Source organism: Chryseobacterium sp. FP211-J200, from assembly GCF_001643375.1.
Taxonomy (GTDB): domain Bacteria; phylum Bacteroidota; class Bacteroidia; order Flavobacteriales; family Weeksellaceae; genus Epilithonimonas; species Epilithonimonas ginsengisoli.
Genome location: NZ_LSHB01000054.1, coordinates 29,363 through 43,341, shown reverse-complemented (window position 1 = coordinate 43,341; position 13,979 = coordinate 29,363). Strand labels below are relative to the sequence as shown.

At 40.0% G+C, this 13,979-nt stretch carries 17 protein-coding genes; 10 read left to right on the top strand and 7 right to left on the bottom strand.

Annotated elements, in window-relative coordinates:
• Window positions 1-9: 9 nt before the first annotated feature.
• The 3 genes from AXA65_RS15305 to mobA form a co-directional block, all read right to left on the bottom strand.
• Entirely contained in the window at window positions 10-882 is an 873-nt protein-coding gene (locus tag AXA65_RS15305; RefSeq protein ID WP_086048226.1) for a helix-turn-helix domain-containing protein, read from the bottom strand.
• A 70-nt stretch (window positions 883-952) separates the two neighbouring features.
• Window positions 953-2,236: a conjugal transfer protein MobB gene (gene mobB, locus AXA65_RS15300; RefSeq protein ID WP_063970941.1), complete on the bottom strand. Its 1,284-nt coding sequence runs from the start codon at window positions 2,234-2,236 to the stop codon at window positions 953-955.
• A gap of 1 nt (window position 2,237) precedes the next feature.
• Window positions 2,238-2,675 (bottom strand): conjugal transfer protein MobA, encoded by a 438-nt coding sequence (gene mobA, locus AXA65_RS15295; protein ID WP_063970995.1) that lies wholly within the window; start codon window positions 2,673-2,675, stop codon window positions 2,238-2,240.
• Window positions 2,676-3,350: 675 nt separating this feature from the next.
• Between mobA and AXA65_RS15290 the strand changes: the two genes are divergently transcribed.
• Genes AXA65_RS15290 through AXA65_RS15280 form a run of 3 tightly spaced genes read left to right on the top strand, consistent with a single transcriptional unit; the run spans window position 3,351 to window position 5,153 of the window.
• Complete coding sequence (locus AXA65_RS15290) at window positions 3,351-4,118, top strand: ParA family protein (RefSeq protein ID WP_063970994.1); 768 nt, start codon at window positions 3,351-3,353, stop codon at window positions 4,116-4,118.
• Window positions 4,119-4,122: 4 nt separating this feature from the next.
• Window positions 4,123-4,518, top strand: a complete 396-nt coding sequence (locus AXA65_RS15285; protein WP_063970940.1) for a DUF3408 domain-containing protein — start codon at window positions 4,123-4,125, stop codon at window positions 4,516-4,518.
• Window positions 4,519-4,529: 11 nt separating this feature from the next.
• Window positions 4,530-5,153: a hypothetical protein gene (locus AXA65_RS15280; RefSeq protein WP_063970939.1), complete on the top strand. Its 624-nt coding sequence runs from the start codon at window positions 4,530-4,532 to the stop codon at window positions 5,151-5,153.
• A 382-nt stretch (window positions 5,154-5,535) separates the two neighbouring features.
• Here the strand turns inward: AXA65_RS15280 and AXA65_RS15275 are convergent, their stop codons facing one another.
• A complete protein-coding gene (locus tag AXA65_RS15275; RefSeq protein ID WP_063970938.1) occupies window positions 5,536-6,414 on the bottom strand; it encodes an SDR family oxidoreductase in 879 nt (292 codons plus the stop codon).
• A 31-nt stretch (window positions 6,415-6,445) separates the two neighbouring features.
• Window positions 6,446-6,808, bottom strand: a complete 363-nt coding sequence (locus AXA65_RS15270) for a DoxX family protein (RefSeq protein WP_063970937.1) — start codon at window positions 6,806-6,808, stop codon at window positions 6,446-6,448.
• Between the two features lie 118 nt (window positions 6,809-6,926).
• On the opposite strand from AXA65_RS15270, the gene AXA65_RS15265 reads away from it, so the two are divergent.
• Window positions 6,927-7,289 carry a winged helix-turn-helix transcriptional regulator gene (locus tag AXA65_RS15265; RefSeq protein ID WP_063970936.1) on the top strand — a complete coding sequence of 121 codons (363 nt, stop codon included), beginning with the start codon at window positions 6,927-6,929 and terminating at the stop codon, window positions 7,287-7,289.
• A gap of 142 nt (window positions 7,290-7,431) precedes the next feature.
• Here the strand turns inward: AXA65_RS15265 and AXA65_RS20265 are convergent, their stop codons facing one another.
• The gene (locus AXA65_RS20265; RefSeq protein WP_228391693.1) at window positions 7,432-7,905 is read right to left on the bottom strand and encodes a PDDEXK nuclease domain-containing protein; all 474 of its coding nucleotides are present in this window, start codon (window positions 7,903-7,905) and stop codon (window positions 7,432-7,434) included.
• 111 nt (window positions 7,906-8,016) lie between these two features.
• Window positions 8,017-8,337, bottom strand: coding sequence for a DUF1016 N-terminal domain-containing protein (locus AXA65_RS20260; protein WP_228391692.1), 321 nt, complete (start codon window positions 8,335-8,337; stop codon window positions 8,017-8,019).
• 189 nt (window positions 8,338-8,526) lie between these two features.
• On the opposite strand from AXA65_RS20260, the gene AXA65_RS15255 reads away from it, so the two are divergent.
• From AXA65_RS15255 to traK, 6 genes are read left to right on the top strand one after another with little or no spacing between them, the layout of a single operon-like run.
• Entirely contained in the window at window positions 8,527-8,832 is a 306-nt protein-coding gene (locus AXA65_RS15255; RefSeq protein ID WP_063970935.1) for a DUF4134 domain-containing protein, read from the top strand.
• Between the two features lie 11 nt (window positions 8,833-8,843).
• The gene (locus tag AXA65_RS15250) at window positions 8,844-9,176 is read left to right on the top strand and encodes a DUF4133 domain-containing protein (RefSeq protein WP_063970934.1); all 333 of its coding nucleotides are present in this window, start codon (window positions 8,844-8,846) and stop codon (window positions 9,174-9,176) included.
• Window positions 9,173-11,680 (top strand): TraG family conjugative transposon ATPase, encoded by a 2,508-nt coding sequence (locus tag AXA65_RS15245; RefSeq protein ID WP_063970933.1) that lies wholly within the window; start codon window positions 9,173-9,175, stop codon window positions 11,678-11,680. The genes AXA65_RS15250 and AXA65_RS15245 overlap by 4 nt, the downstream gene beginning before the upstream one ends.
• A 25-nt stretch (window positions 11,681-11,705) precedes the next feature.
• Window positions 11,706-12,338: a DUF4141 domain-containing protein gene (locus AXA65_RS15240; RefSeq protein WP_063970932.1), complete on the top strand. Its 633-nt coding sequence runs from the start codon at window positions 11,706-11,708 to the stop codon at window positions 12,336-12,338.
• A gap of 1 nt (window position 12,339) precedes the next feature.
• Window positions 12,340-13,332: a conjugative transposon protein TraJ gene (gene traJ, locus AXA65_RS15235; protein WP_063970931.1), complete on the top strand. Its 993-nt coding sequence runs from the start codon at window positions 12,340-12,342 to the stop codon at window positions 13,330-13,332.
• A 12-nt stretch (window positions 13,333-13,344) separates the two neighbouring features.
• Complete coding sequence (traK, locus tag AXA65_RS15230; RefSeq protein WP_063970930.1) at window positions 13,345-13,968, top strand: conjugative transposon protein TraK; 624 nt, start codon at window positions 13,345-13,347, stop codon at window positions 13,966-13,968.
• Window positions 13,969-13,979 lie beyond the last annotated feature (11 nt).

Here is a 13,979-nt window from a genome sequence, read left to right as displayed (position 1 = left end):
ACCAAAATATCAGTAAGACATACCATTTTGATAATCTGACAAAAATTCGCCTGTGGTCATCCCCGTTTGGGATTTAAAAAACCGCATTAAATGGTTGGGTTCGGAGAAGTGCAGCTGATAGGCAATTTCTGCAACGGATAGTTCGTCTTGCATTAGGTAGCCCTTTATTTCTGTAAGCAATCGCTGCTTTAGTAGATAGGCAGGTGTTACATTAAATTGTTCTTTTACAATTTTGGTCAGTGAAATGCGACTGATACCCAGAAGCTCTGCATAATCATTAATACGCTGCTTTTCCTTAATATGAATTTCGATCATTTTTTTGAACAGGAAAGCATAATTATTGCCATTTTTTTCCAAAGCTAGATTATATTTCTCGGCATATTCCCTGTTTAGTTTTTGTAAAAGATAATAGATAATTGATCGTACGATATGCACACTGTCTGCTTTGGTTTTTAACAACTCTACCTTGATCTCTGACAGCAGTACGCAATATCTCTCTATACTTTCTCTCTCGACATATATGCCTAATGGATATTCCAGCTGATAGAAATACAACAGGCGAAAGGTAAACAGTTTGTCAGAGAAAAAATCATTTAAAAACTGCTCCTGAAAAGCCAGAACAGTAAACTCCAAATTATCAGCCTCTAGGAAGAATTGTCGCTTCTGAAAAAGTGACAGAAATACGACCGTATGATCTTTAATTTCAATTTTTTGATGATCTACTATCATATGTCCATTAGCATTTGTGAAAAAAATGATCTCAAAAAAATCAGTGTTATATGTTTCGTTACTCAGATAATTGTTGCTGACCTCTTTCGCAGTCAGCACATTGAGAAGAAAATCTACGCCACATTCTGTTTTATGAAATTTTAATGTTTTCAATGTTTTATATCCTTTATCACAAAAATACTTAAATATTTGTGCAAAATATATCTTTAGGACTATGATCCTACTAGCGATTTCTTCGGCGTTTCTTTTTCTTTCTCATATTACCAGCAAAATCAAGTTCTTCTTGGTCATCACCGTGGGTTTCAGGAATCAGACTGCCCAATGCTTCAACCAAACCATCCATATTTCTATCATTATTATTTAAAATGCCGAACAAATGATGCGGCTCATCCATCGGAAGATTTTCGTCATCAGGTGTTAATATTTTCGATTTAATGCTAGCCGATTCTTTATTTTGTTTGATATTATTGTTCCAATGCTCATTAAAGGTATTGGCAGAAAATTCCTTTCCCAAACGTGAACCGTTCCAAACCGTTCTGGAAAGGTGATCTATAAAAGTGATCCCGTAAATTCTTCCTGTTTCATTTCTACGGACTACTGTATCAATTTTCTGTTCGCCAAGATCTTTTTTAAAAAAGTCTTCGCTGGATGTTGACTTTAAGGAATTGTTGACGGCATACTTTAGTTTAGCCTTTGCGGGATGGTCTTTTAAAGACGCTTTGTTTTTAGCAAATTGCAGTTCTAATGCTGGAAGTCCTGCGTTCTTTCCGAACAGGGAAGCTTTGAGAGGATGTCCGGCTCTTTCGCCCTTTTCATTTAAAGGGATATACAGCAGACCCTTCCGCATCTTTCCCTGCAATTCGCCCTCGATTTTTTCCGTTGTAATATTGAAAAGGGAAAGTAAGGCATTGTATTCTCCCAAAGTCTGGTATTGATAATAGTTTGGCAGGTGTCGAACCACTGAAGCTATCTGACTTTTGACATTACCTGCGCGATAATCTACAGGCCGGAAGATCTTGTCATTACTCTTCCCAACCTTATCGATTGCGGTTGTCAAGCCATATTTTTTTTCCAGGTCACGACAGATATCCATAGACCGCATTCTCTCGAATTTATCGGATATTTTTCTTCCGTCTCCATCAACACATACTGAAACAATGTGAATGTGACTGCGGTCAATATCTGTATGTTTAAAGACAACAAAAGGCTGGCCGCCATAACCCATTTCTGCCATATAGTGCTGGGCAATCTCCCAATATTCCTCGTCAGAGACCTTATCTTTAGGATCAGGATTCAGAGAGATATGCAGTGTATGTTTCTCGGTATTTCGATTGGCTAAGAGGTAAGGTTCAAAAGACTTGGCCAATTGTGATACCGTATACTTCCCGTCTACAGTTTCAATCATTTTGTTCATCAACAATATCTCAGCATTTTCCTTTTCAATTTTTAGATTATTATAGGACAATGTTCCGTAAAGATTACTGCTTCTTCCAATTTTTGCGATCATTTTATTCTGAATTTTTCAAATGTTTCTGATCGAATTCCTCTGTCAACTGCATCACCTTTTTGAAAATTTCCACCATTTCTATAGTTTGTTTTTCCAAATTGTAGAGCATAGCCCCTGCTTTTTTTTCAGAAAAATTAGTGTATAACAGTTTAACCATCTGATTGTAATTGACACCTACCGCACGAAACTGACTGTGAAATGAGGTCAGTCTCATATAGAAATCCACAGTCCCTTTATCTATCTTGATGGCCTTAATCGTCTTTTCAAAAATGCACGAAGTGATAAAATGGGCTTTTACATTCATTCCTGACTCGTCAAAAAGTTCAAGAAATCGGGAATGTTCCACTTCGTTAAAAGAGATAGTATATCGGATCTTGGCAGGATCAGCCTTCGGACGGCGTCCTGTCCTTTTCTTTTGTTTGCCGTTATGATCATTCATCATCCATCCAATTAATTTATAAAACATCGACTTCGGAGATCGTTTTCTGCCCCCTGCGAGGGCAAGTTGTTTTGCGCATCCGAAAACGTTTCGAGATGCTCAAAACACAACTTGCCCCTTTCGGGTGAAAGGATAAATCTATAGTGCAATAGATTCGATCCAACATTAAACGACTTTCACTTTTGCAAAAGATTAAGTGAAAGCAGCCTGTCAATCATCCGTTGACAAAGTAAACCACAATGCTTCTAAGATTCTCTGAAATTGAAAATGCCAAACAAGACCACCACAAGCCAAAGACAACCATTCAGATGGTGACTAGAAACGGATGTTATTTATTTGTACAAGAAGGTCAGCAGGACTGATGTAAGGCAAAATTGTTTGACATCTTGAAGGCGGTTATTCCAGCCTTCCGGAATTCAAGCTTTCCGGAATTCAAGCTTTCCGCACATCCTGAATGCCCGCAGGAAAAAGATCAGTCTGGAATTAAAACCTGACATAAGTACAGGATCCTTTCAGGAAAGACGAACTGACTGATAGGATTCTCGCCGTAAGATTGGAAGGCTGTTTTGCTTTCAACGCAGTCAGATTCTCGGAGAGCTGGATATCGTTCAAGCCTGCCTGTCAACTGTCATTAATGATGTACAACGATCAATGTTAAATAATAAAATCGAAAAAATGGAAACAAAAAAACAACCAACAATCATTGCCTTTTCCACCCAAAAGGGAGGCGTAGGAAAAAGTACCTTCACAGCACTTTTAGCCAGTATTCTTCATTACCGCTTAGGGTACCAAGTCGCAGTGTTCGACTGTGATTTTCCGCAGTACAGTTTGGTGCAGATGAGGGAGAGGGATCTTAAAACAGTGATGCAAAATGAGGTGCTAAAAAAAATCGCTCACAAGCAGTTTACCAGCATCAATAAAAAAGCCTATCCTGTTTTCCAGAGCAAGACCGATACGGTTTTGGAAGAACTTGAAGGGTATGTTGCTAATTCAGCACTACCACCGGACGTTATTTTTTTGGATCTGCCCGGCACGGTCAATACGGCTGGCATTCTGAGTACACTCGCCAATGTCCATCATATTTTTTCTCCTATCACGGCAGACCGGCTTGTTCTTGAAAGCACGCTAAGTTTCACGGATGTTCTGACCAATGTTCTGATGAAGAAGAAGCATACCGAGATCAAAAGCATCCATCTTTTTTGGAATCAGGTCGATGGCAGGGAGAGAACACTTTTGTATGAAAACTATGAGAAAGTGATCAAAGATCTTGGGCTTCAACTAATGAAAACCTCTATCACAGACAGCAAGCGATTTCGTAAAGAAGGGGAGACGGTCGCAATAACCGTTTTCCGCTCGACATTACTGCCGGCAGATCCTAAATTAATGTCATTATGCCGGCTCGATCAATTTATGGAGGAGTTTTTAAACATTGTAAAATTGTAAAAAGATGGATACTGATAAAAAGAAGAACGAAGACAACAATATCGACGAACAATATCTGATGTCCATTATGGCGGGAAGCACAAAGAATGAGTCTCCGAACCAAGAGCCGGATTTCCGACAGGAAAAACCAGAAGTGAAGCAAAAAATTAAAAGCAAAAAAAGTGTTGAAATTTCCTATGCCGAGCAGTTTCTGACCCATCACATGATGACCAAGCGTGGTGATAAAAGTATCTACATCCGTCCTGAATACCATGAGCGACTTTCACGGATCATCCAGATCATTGCCGAAGATCAGATCCCTTTATATGCTTATCTCGATAATATTTTGGCGTACCATTTTGAAACTTTTGAAAAAGAGATCACCGATGATTTCAACAGCAAATACCGTCCAATCTTTTAATCTATCATCTTATGGAACAATTAATCATCATAGGGCTATTATTAGTTATCATCCTACTACTTTGGGATAGGAATTTTACAAATCAGCATCCAAAGGAAAAAAGTGCCGAAGCTCACCTAACTGTGCCCTCTATTATGGGAAAAACAAAGACAGAAGGAAGAAAGTTACAGCCATCTGATGCTGATCATAGCCAGAACAAATCTATCGTACTAAAAGCAGATAATTTTGATTCAGAAACCAAAGAGGAAGTAATTGAAAATACGACTTCAAAGAAAGAACTTGACGAGATACTGGTCAAAAATAATGATCAGGAAGACGAGGAAGAAGACTGGCAGTATCAGGATGATTCTAAAGTCGAAAGCGGGTTTGCCACAGGGGTTACCTTTCAGGAATTGAGTACTGCGGGAAAGCTGCTTCAGCAAGATGTGCTGGAGCCTGACTTAGAACAACAAGCAATTCACATCATTCAAAAAATTCACGGAACCGAGCTTTTTGACCTTTTAGAAAATTCGTTGGACGACGCTTCAAAGCGAGTTGCTAATTTGCTGAGTCAGAGTATTTCGAATGAAGATGTGGGAATTTCGTTTAAGCGTAAAAATGATGCAGATGGTTTCGATATTGGGGAATTTGTTTAGGCAAATTCCCCTTTAATATTTTGATAAGATAGAAGATAATTTTATAAGGATAATGATCCTCAATTAGATATATTTCATTACAACAAGTTTAAAACTCAAAACCATTCTTATTTCTCCAGTCTATTTCCTCCTGCGTTGCCGGTAGAAGCTTGTCCAGCATTTATACTGCGCCAGTCTGGACTTCTTCTATGAATGGTCTTAGATCTCTGTTATATTCTTCAAAAGCCAGTTAAAAATTGCCATTGTTCTTTTCAAAAGTGTCCGCCAAAGCTGTCGTCCCCGATGATAGCCAGCGAATCTCCCATTCCAGCTGCCGGCGAAGCGCAATAGTCGATCAAGTTAATATTACAACGACCCATTTTTAAAATTTAATTTGCGATAACTAACTGTAAACCTTTTCTATAAATTGGCTTACAGAAGTTGGTTTTCTATCTAAAAAAGTTGACAAAGTATTATCTTCTTTGTCCATTGTCTGTTGCTTTAGAGCAGTACTCCACATCGTAAACATACCGATGTATATTTCTGGAACACCCGCCTTTTCCAGAGTAGTTTTAAACTCATTGATATCAGGGGATTTGTAGTCAATTTTTTCACCTAATACTTCCGAAATATTCTGAGCTATGGAAGTAAAATCAACAGATTCAGTATTGGTTAACGTATAGGTTTTGTTGATATGATCTTTTGTGATTAAAACGTGGGCAGCAGCTTCGGCCAATTCTTCACGTAGTACCCAGCTTGCTTTTCCTTCGCCTGCTGGAAACAGAATAGTTTTAGTATCAGCAACTTTATCACCCAGAAAAGCAAGTATCATTTCGGTATAAATACCATTTTGAAGAATCGTATAACTCACTCCACTTTCTTTCAAATACTTTTCCGTCTCAACGTGAGAATTTTGAAAATCTGCAATGGCTGAATCTTCAAATCCCGGTTTTCTTACAAAAGATGTATAAACGATGTGTTTTACTCCTACTTCTGTGGCGGCTTTTATTGCATTTTTGTGATGCGCTGTACGGTTCTCAATTGCTTCTCTATTATTACTTGAGACCAATAATAATTTATCTAAACCTTGAAAGGCTTGGACCATCGAACTATGGTCAGTATAATCGCCTTCCTTTATCTGTATGCCTTTTTCCTTTAGACTTGTTGCTTTAGTGACATCTCTAACCAAAACGGAAATCTCATAAGGATTTACTCCTTTTTTTATTAAATGTTCAACTACTTTTGAGCCAAACTGACCGGTTGCACCTGTTACTAAAATCATAATTTTTATTTTTCAGATTTATTAATAATTACTATTTGCTTCTTTGAAGTTTGTCATTGCTAATATAAGATGCAATTAAAATTACAAGAAAAACCACTCCTGCTATAATTTTACCATCAGGATCGCCCACCATATAGTGAGCTAATGAAGCTGAAGCAAACATAATTGCGAAACCAATGTATGCTGTCTCTTTTAACATGCGTAAAGGCAGCCAAAGCAAAACTGCACCGATAAGCTTTGTTATTCCTAATTCAATTCTGAAATAATCTGGAAACCCAAGATGCGCCATCGATACTTTTACTTCAGGTTTTGTAAGGGTTTCAAACGCAATAAATACCATCATAGCGGAAATAATTCCTGTTGTAACATAATACGTTATTTTTATTGTTTTCATTTTATTTGTTTTAACAATTTGACATTGCAAAATTATGTATATTTACTAACCAAAATAGAGTAGTTACCGAAATGTAAGTAGTAACTTTTTGGTTAGTTGATTAGAACAAAACGAAGGTATGCCAACAAATAAATTAGAATATTCACCTGTACAATGCACAAATCGTCTATTAGCAACTGAAGACGCTTTATATGTTCTTGGCAGTAGGTGGACAATACGAGTGATGATTGGAATTCTAGGCGGACATAGAAGATTCAATGAATTGCAGCGAGCCGTAAAAGGTATTTCTGCAAAAATGTTGTCAAGCGAATTGAAAAAATTAGAAGAAAATCATTTAGTTGAAAGAACAGTGTTTGCCGACCAAATTCCCGTAATTGTAGAATATATTCCTACCGAATACAGTGAATCCTTGAAGGAAATTATTACTGCTTTGTCTAAATGGGGTGCAAATCACAGAAAGAAAATTACAACCGATAATTAGTATAGGGCAAAACCCAATTTTGATAAAATATGAATTAAATCATACAAAGCGTTTAAAAAATATAAGGCATTAACTATTCTCTGTCATCAAACAACTGATGTAGTTTCTGTTGAAGAAGCGTTTTGTCGGGAAGCTGTGTCTTTTATTCAGAGACCATAGTTGGTGACAAGCTCCGGCTTAGTGCATATTCTACAACCTCACTGTCTTTGTCCTTGCAAAGCAATATCCCAATGCTTGGGTTTTCGTTCTGACGTTTGACATCTCTGTCCAGCGCCTCCAGATAAAAGTTGAGCTGCCCCAAATGTTCAGGTTTGAATTTGTCTACTTTCAGTTCAAATGCGACCAGGCATTGCAGACCACGATGGAAGAATAAAAGATCGATGAAGAAATCCGAATTGCCTACCTGAAGTTTGTACTCTTCACTGATAAAAAGAAAATCTCTGCCCAATTCCAGGATGAAGTTTTTCATCTGCTGGATCAGACCTTTTTGGAGATCACTTTCATTGAACGTTTCAGGCAAATTCAAAAAGTCAAAGACATAGCTGTCTTTAAAGGTATTGGCAATATCTGCATTACTTTCTCTCAACGCTGTTGAGAGTTTTGAATTCCCGATCATGGTTCTTTCAAACTGGCTGCTCGATATTTGCCTGTCAAGTTCACGAAAGCTGTAATTCTCCTGCTTCGTCAGTTTGATGTAAAATTCCTGTTCTTCAATTGTTTTGCAACGTTAAAAGATAGCCAGATTGTGAGACCAGCTGATTTCTCTCAACAGTGTTGAGATTTTTGGAAAACCCTTGTAGGTTTCATAAAACTGCTTCATTCTCCAAAGATTCTTATCAGAAAATCCTTTGATGTCAGGCTCGTTGGTTTTGATATATTGAGACAGTTCTTTGACTACGGATTGTCCCCATTCACCTAATTCTACTTTTTTGCTGATATACTCACCAATATTCCAGTATAAATGGATCAATTCCGAATTGACTGCTTTTATAGCATTGTTACGAGAACGTTTGATGAGTTCAATGATGTCTGTAAACCTTTTATCCATAATTCCTCTTTTGAAATTCCCTACAAATTTACAATTAATTATAAACGAATGAAGGCAAGTTAAATGTCATCTGACAGCCAAAACATTCCTCATAAAGTCATTCGCTCAAACGACATCCAATCCTCTGACATCTTTGTTCCATAGTTCCGCAAAGAGCAGAACACCATAACAAATTGATGTGTTTCAATTATGAAAAAACAAAGAAAAAAGTTACTGCTATTAGGTCTGACCTTTTTAGCAGTAACGGGTGCTTTTGCCCAAGGCAATGGGACCGCAGGAATCAACGAGGCCACACAAATGGTGACCTCCTATTTCGAACCGGCTACTCAACTCATCTACGCCATCGGCGCGGTCGTCGGACTTATCGGTGGGGTCAAGGTCTACAACAAGTTCAGCAGTGGTGACCCTGATACCAGCAAGACTGCTGCCAGCTGGTTCGGCGCGTGTATCTTTCTAATCGTAGCGGCTACGATCCTCCGATCATTCTTCCTTTAAAAATTATTGTTATGAATACTTATCATATCAACAAAGGAATCGGAAGAACGGTAGAGTTCAAAGGGCTAAAAGCCCAGTACCTGTTCATTTTTGCAGGGGGATTATTAGGCATACTTGTATTCGTGATGATCCTCTATATGGCAGGAGTCAATACATATATTTGCTTATCGGTCGGAGGCTTAAGCAGCAGTCTGCTGATCTGGCAGACCTTCTCGCTGAATGGAAAATACGGGGAGCACGGACTGATGAAACTAGGTGCTCAAAAGAAGCATCCCAAATACATCATCAGCCGCAAGTGCTTCTACCGCTATCTGAAAAGTAATCGTCAAAAATCTTCAGTATGAGAAATACCTCCAAAGCCGCAACGCTGGAGAGTAAATTTCCACTGCTTGCGATAGAAAACGACTGTATTATTTCAAAAGATGCAGATGTAACGGTTTGCTTCAAGGTCAGACTACCTGAACTGTTTACGGTGGCCACGGCAGAATATGAAGCGATGCATTCAGCCTGGTTCAAAGCCATTAAAACCCTGCCGGATTTTACGGTCGTGCATAAACAGGACTGGTTTATCAAAGAAAACTACAATCCTGATCTTTCCAGAGAAGATCAGAGTTTTCTGTCAAAATCCTTTGAACGTCATTTCAACGAGAGACCTTTTCTGAACCATTACTGTTACCTGTTCATCACGAAAACAAGTAAGGAAAGAATGCGGATGCAGAGCAACTTTTCTTCCCTCTGCAAGGGCAAACTGATCCCAAAAGAGATTAAGGATAAAGAAGTGGTCAGCAGGTTTATGGAATCCGTCGATCAGTTCGAAAGGATCATGAATGACAGCAGTTTTGTCCATTTGGAAAGAATGACCGAAGATGAGATCTCAGGAACCGACGACCAGTCAGGAATATTAGAACAGTACCTGACCTTGTCGAGAGAAGTGAATCCATCATTGCAGGATATCAAACTCGGATCAGAAGAAATGCGCATTGGCAGCAACCGTATCAGTATGCATACTTTATCCGATACGGATGATCTGCCTGGCACAGTTTCATCACATAGTCGATACGAGAAATTAAGCACCGACAGGAGTGACTGCCTTTTATCCTTTGCTTCTCCGGTAGGACTTCTGTTGAGCTGCAATCACATTTACAATCAATATCTGTTCATTGATAACAGCGATGAGAACCTGAGTAAATTTGAAAAGTCCGCCAGAAACATGCATTCACTGGCAAGATACAGCAGGGCGAATCAGATCAACAAGGAATGGATTGAGAAATACCTCAATGAAGCCCACTCATACGGTCTGCAATCCATCCGGGCGCATTTCAATGTGATGTCCTGGTCTGATAATCCTTCAGAATTGAAACAGCTGAAGAATGATACCGGTAGTGCCTTAGCCTTAATGGAATGTAAGCCCCGCCATAATACGACGGACACGGCGACCTTGTATTGGGCAGGAATTCCCGGGAACGCGGGTGATTTTCCGAGCGAAGAAAGCTTTTACACCTTCATCGAACCAGCCTTGTGCTTTTTCACCGAAGAAACCAATTATCAGGATTCTCCTTCACCATTCGGGATCAAGATGGCCGACCGGCTGACAGGAAAACCCATCCATTTGGATATCTCCGATCTCCCAATGAAGAAGGGTATGATCACCAACCGTAACAAATTTATTTTGGGACCTTCAGGAAGCGGAAAATCTTTCTTCACCAACCATATGGTCAGACAGTATTATGAACAGGGTGCTCACGTACTGCTGGTCGACACCGGAAATTCCTATCAGGGGTTGTGTGAACTCATCAAAGGAAAGACAAAGGGGGAGGACGGTGTGTATTTTACCTATACCGAAGACAATCCGATCGCCTTCAATCCATTCTATACCGATGACGGCGTCTTTGATATTGAAAAACGGGAAAGCATCAAAACACTCATCCTTACCTTATGGAAACGAGATGATGAACCGCCGACCCGTTCAGAGGAAGTGGCCTTGTCCAATGCGGTAAGCGGTTATATTGAACAGATCAAACGCATTGATCAATTTCCGTCTTTTAACGGATTCTATGAGTATGTCAAGGATGATTATCAGAAAGTTCTGGAACTGAAAAAAGTCAGGGAAAAAGACTTTGATATCGCCAACTTTCTCAATGTGCTGGAACCTTATTATAAAGGTGGCGAATACGATTACCTGTTAAATTCAGAAAAGCAGCTTGACCTCTTGTCGAAACGTTTTATTGTGTTTGAGATCGATGCGATCAAAGACCACAAGATCCTTTTCCCGATTGTGACCATCATCATTATGGAGGTTTTCATCAACAAGATGCGAAGACTCAAAGGCATCAGAAAGCTGATCCTCATTGAGGAAGCCTGGAAAGCCATAGCCAAAGAAGGGATGGCGGAGTACATCAAATACCTGTTCAAAACCGTCAGAAAGTTCTTCGGAGAAGCCATTGTCGTGACGCAGGAAGTGGATGACATCATCCAGTCTCCGATTGTCAAGGAGAGTATTATCAATAATTCAGACTGCAAGATCCTTTTGGATCAGCGAAAATATATGAACAAATTCGATGATATCCAGGCGATGCTTGGGCTGACCGACAAAGAAAAATCACAGGTACTTTCGATCAATATGAACAACGATCCGAGAAGACTGTACAAGGAGGTCTGGATCGGATTGGGCGGAACACACTCTGCGGTCTATGCTACCGAAGTTTCCACCGAGGAATATCTGGCTTACACCACTGAAGAGACAGAAAAAATGGAAGTCATGAATCTCGCCTCTGAACTTGATGGTAATGTAGAACACGCTATCAAGAGGATTTCTCTCAAGAGAATAAAATCAACCAAAGACAAATAATTCAATCATTTAAAATTTTACAACAATGAAAAATTTGATCATTAAAACAGCAATCGTAGCCATTCTTGCTACAACTACATTCGCCAAAGCACAATTTGTAGTGACCGATCCGGCCAACCTCGCTTCAGGCATCCTGAACTCCGCCAATGAAATTGTACAGACCTCATCTACCGTTTCCAACGTCGTTAAAAATTTCAACGAAGTCAAAAAGGTCTATGAACAGGGTAAGGAATATTATGACAAGCTGAAAGCCATCAATAATCTCGTCAAAGACGCCCGAAAGGTTCAGCAGACCGTTCTGATGGTCGGCGATGTCTCAGAGATCTACGTCACCAATTTCAGCAAGATGCTCAATGATCCCAACTTCAATGCCCAGGAGCTGACGGCGATCGCAAACGGCTATTCAGCACTATTGACTGAAAGTACAGAACTGCTGAAAGAGCTAAAAGAGATCATTACGGCAAATGGCCTTTCGCTCAATGATAAAGAAAGAATGGATGTGATCGACCGGGTCTACAAAGAGGTCAAAGAGTACCACAATTTGGTCCGTTACTATACCAACAAGAATATTTCTGTCAGCTATCTGAGAGCAAAAAAACAGAACAATACCCAAAGGGTATTGGATCTTTACGGTACATCAAATCAAAAATACTGGTAAGATGGAACCTAGCAATTTACACGAAGTCCTTCGTTCGGTCTATGATGAGATGATGCCATTGTGTGCCGATATGGCCGCGGTCGCAAAGGGCGTGGCTGGCCTGGGCGCCTTGTTCTATGTGGCCATCAAGGTATGGCAGTCACTCAGCCGTGCCGAACCGATCGACCTGTTTCCGATGCTGAGACCCTTTGCCATCGGCATCTGCATTATGTTCTTCTCGACATTGGTACTGGGAAGTATTAACGGTGTCTTAAGTCCGATCGTTCAGGGAAGTCACTCGATGTTGGAGGATCAGGTCCTGGATCTTAATGAACTGCAACAGCAAAAAGACCTTCTGGAACGGGAAGCGATGCTCAGGAATCCTGAGATGGCCTATCTGATCTCGGATGAAGAATTTGACAAGAAGCTTGATGAGCTGGGCTGGTCGCCATCAGACCTGGTGACGATGTCCGGAATGTACATCGAGAGAGAGATGTTTGATATCAAGAAGCAGATCCGAGATGGTTTTCGTGAGTTTTTGGAAATCCTTTTCCAGTCCGCAGCCTTAGTGATTGACACGATTCGAACCTTCTTTCTCATCGTTCTTTCCATATTGGGACCGATCGCATTTGCCATTTCGGTATGGGATGGTTTTCAGACCACGCTTACCCAGTGGCTGACAAGGTATATCAGTGTTTATCTCTGGTTGCCGGTGGCTGATATTTTCAGTGCCATACTAGCTAAGATCCAAACACTCATCATTGAAAAAGATATTGAAATGCTGGCAGACCCCAATTTTATTCCTGATACGTCCAATACCGTGTACATCATCTATATGGTCATCGGTATTGTTGGATATTTTACAGTGCCAACGGTTACAGGATGGATCATTCAGGCAGGGGGCGCAGGAAACTTTATGCGCAATGTCAACCAGACCGCTACAAAATCAGGCAATTTGGCTGGAGCAGCAGCGGGTTCGGCTACAGGTAATATTTCAGGCAGATTATTAAAATAAAAATACGATCCAATGGAATTTAAAACTTTAAGAAATATAGAGAGCAGCTTCAAGCAGATCCGATTATTCACCTTTGTTTTTGCAGTGCTTTGTTTTGCAGTGGTGGGCGTTGTCGTTTTCAAGTCCTACCAATTTGCTGAAGAACAACGTCAGAAGATCTATGTATTGGATAACGGCAAGTCGCTGATGGTGGCACTTTCTCAGGATATGTCGATCAACAGACCCGTTGAAGCGAGAGAGCATGTGAGGCGATTTCACGAATTGTTCTTTACGGTGGCACCCGATAAAAATGCCATCGAAAGCAATGTTAAAAGAGCGTTCAATCTGGCAGACCAGTCTGCATTTGATTATTACAAAGACCTTCAGGAGAAAGGTTACTACAACAGGATCATTTCTGGGAATATCCAGCAGCGGATAGAGGTTGACAGTGTGGTGGCTGATTTTAACAATTACCCATATTCGGTCAAGACCTATGCAAGACAGTTCATTATCCGGTCCAGTAATCTGACGATAAGAAGTCTGATCACCAACTGTTCATTAGTGAACTCCGTGCGGTCAGACAGCAATCCCCAGGGATTTACTATTGAAAAATTCAATGTCCTTGAAAACAAGGATGTTGAAACCGTAGAACGTTAAATATCAGAACA

Excerpts from the sequence above, each read along its gene's own strand:
- mobB (WP_063970941.1), bottom strand. The coding sequence starts at position 2,236 with ATGATCGCAAAAATTGGAAGAAGCAGTAATCTTTACGGAACATTGTCC.
- mobA (WP_063970995.1), bottom strand. The coding sequence starts at position 2,675 with ATGAATGATCATAACGGCAAACAAAAGAAAAGGACAGGACGCCGTCCG.
- AXA65_RS15290 (WP_063970994.1), top strand. The coding sequence starts at position 3,351 with ATGGAAACAAAAAAACAACCAACAATCATTGCCTTTTCCACCCAAAAG.
- AXA65_RS15285 (WP_063970940.1), top strand. The coding sequence starts at position 4,123 with ATGGATACTGATAAAAAGAAGAACGAAGACAACAATATCGACGAACAA.
- AXA65_RS15280 (WP_063970939.1), top strand. The coding sequence starts at position 4,530 with ATGGAACAATTAATCATCATAGGGCTATTATTAGTTATCATCCTACTA.
- AXA65_RS15275 (WP_063970938.1), bottom strand. The coding sequence starts at position 6,414 with ATGATTTTAGTAACAGGTGCAACCGGTCAGTTTGGCTCAAAAGTAGTT.
- AXA65_RS15270 (WP_063970937.1), bottom strand. The coding sequence starts at position 6,808 with ATGAAAACAATAAAAATAACGTATTATGTTACAACAGGAATTATTTCC.
- AXA65_RS15265 (WP_063970936.1), top strand. The coding sequence starts at position 6,927 with ATGCCAACAAATAAATTAGAATATTCACCTGTACAATGCACAAATCGT.
- AXA65_RS20265 (WP_228391693.1), bottom strand. The coding sequence starts at position 7,905 with ATGATCGGGAATTCAAAACTCTCAACAGCGTTGAGAGAAAGTAATGCA.
- AXA65_RS20260 (WP_228391692.1), bottom strand. The coding sequence starts at position 8,337 with ATGGATAAAAGGTTTACAGACATCATTGAACTCATCAAACGTTCTCGT.
- AXA65_RS15255 (WP_063970935.1), top strand. The coding sequence starts at position 8,527 with ATGAAAAAACAAAGAAAAAAGTTACTGCTATTAGGTCTGACCTTTTTA.
- AXA65_RS15250 (WP_063970934.1), top strand. The coding sequence starts at position 8,844 with ATGAATACTTATCATATCAACAAAGGAATCGGAAGAACGGTAGAGTTC.
- AXA65_RS15245 (WP_063970933.1), top strand. The coding sequence starts at position 9,173 with ATGAGAAATACCTCCAAAGCCGCAACGCTGGAGAGTAAATTTCCACTG.
- AXA65_RS15240 (WP_063970932.1), top strand. The coding sequence starts at position 11,706 with ATGAAAAATTTGATCATTAAAACAGCAATCGTAGCCATTCTTGCTACA.
- traJ (WP_063970931.1), top strand. The coding sequence starts at position 12,340 with ATGGAACCTAGCAATTTACACGAAGTCCTTCGTTCGGTCTATGATGAG.
- traK (WP_063970930.1), top strand. The coding sequence starts at position 13,345 with ATGGAATTTAAAACTTTAAGAAATATAGAGAGCAGCTTCAAGCAGATC.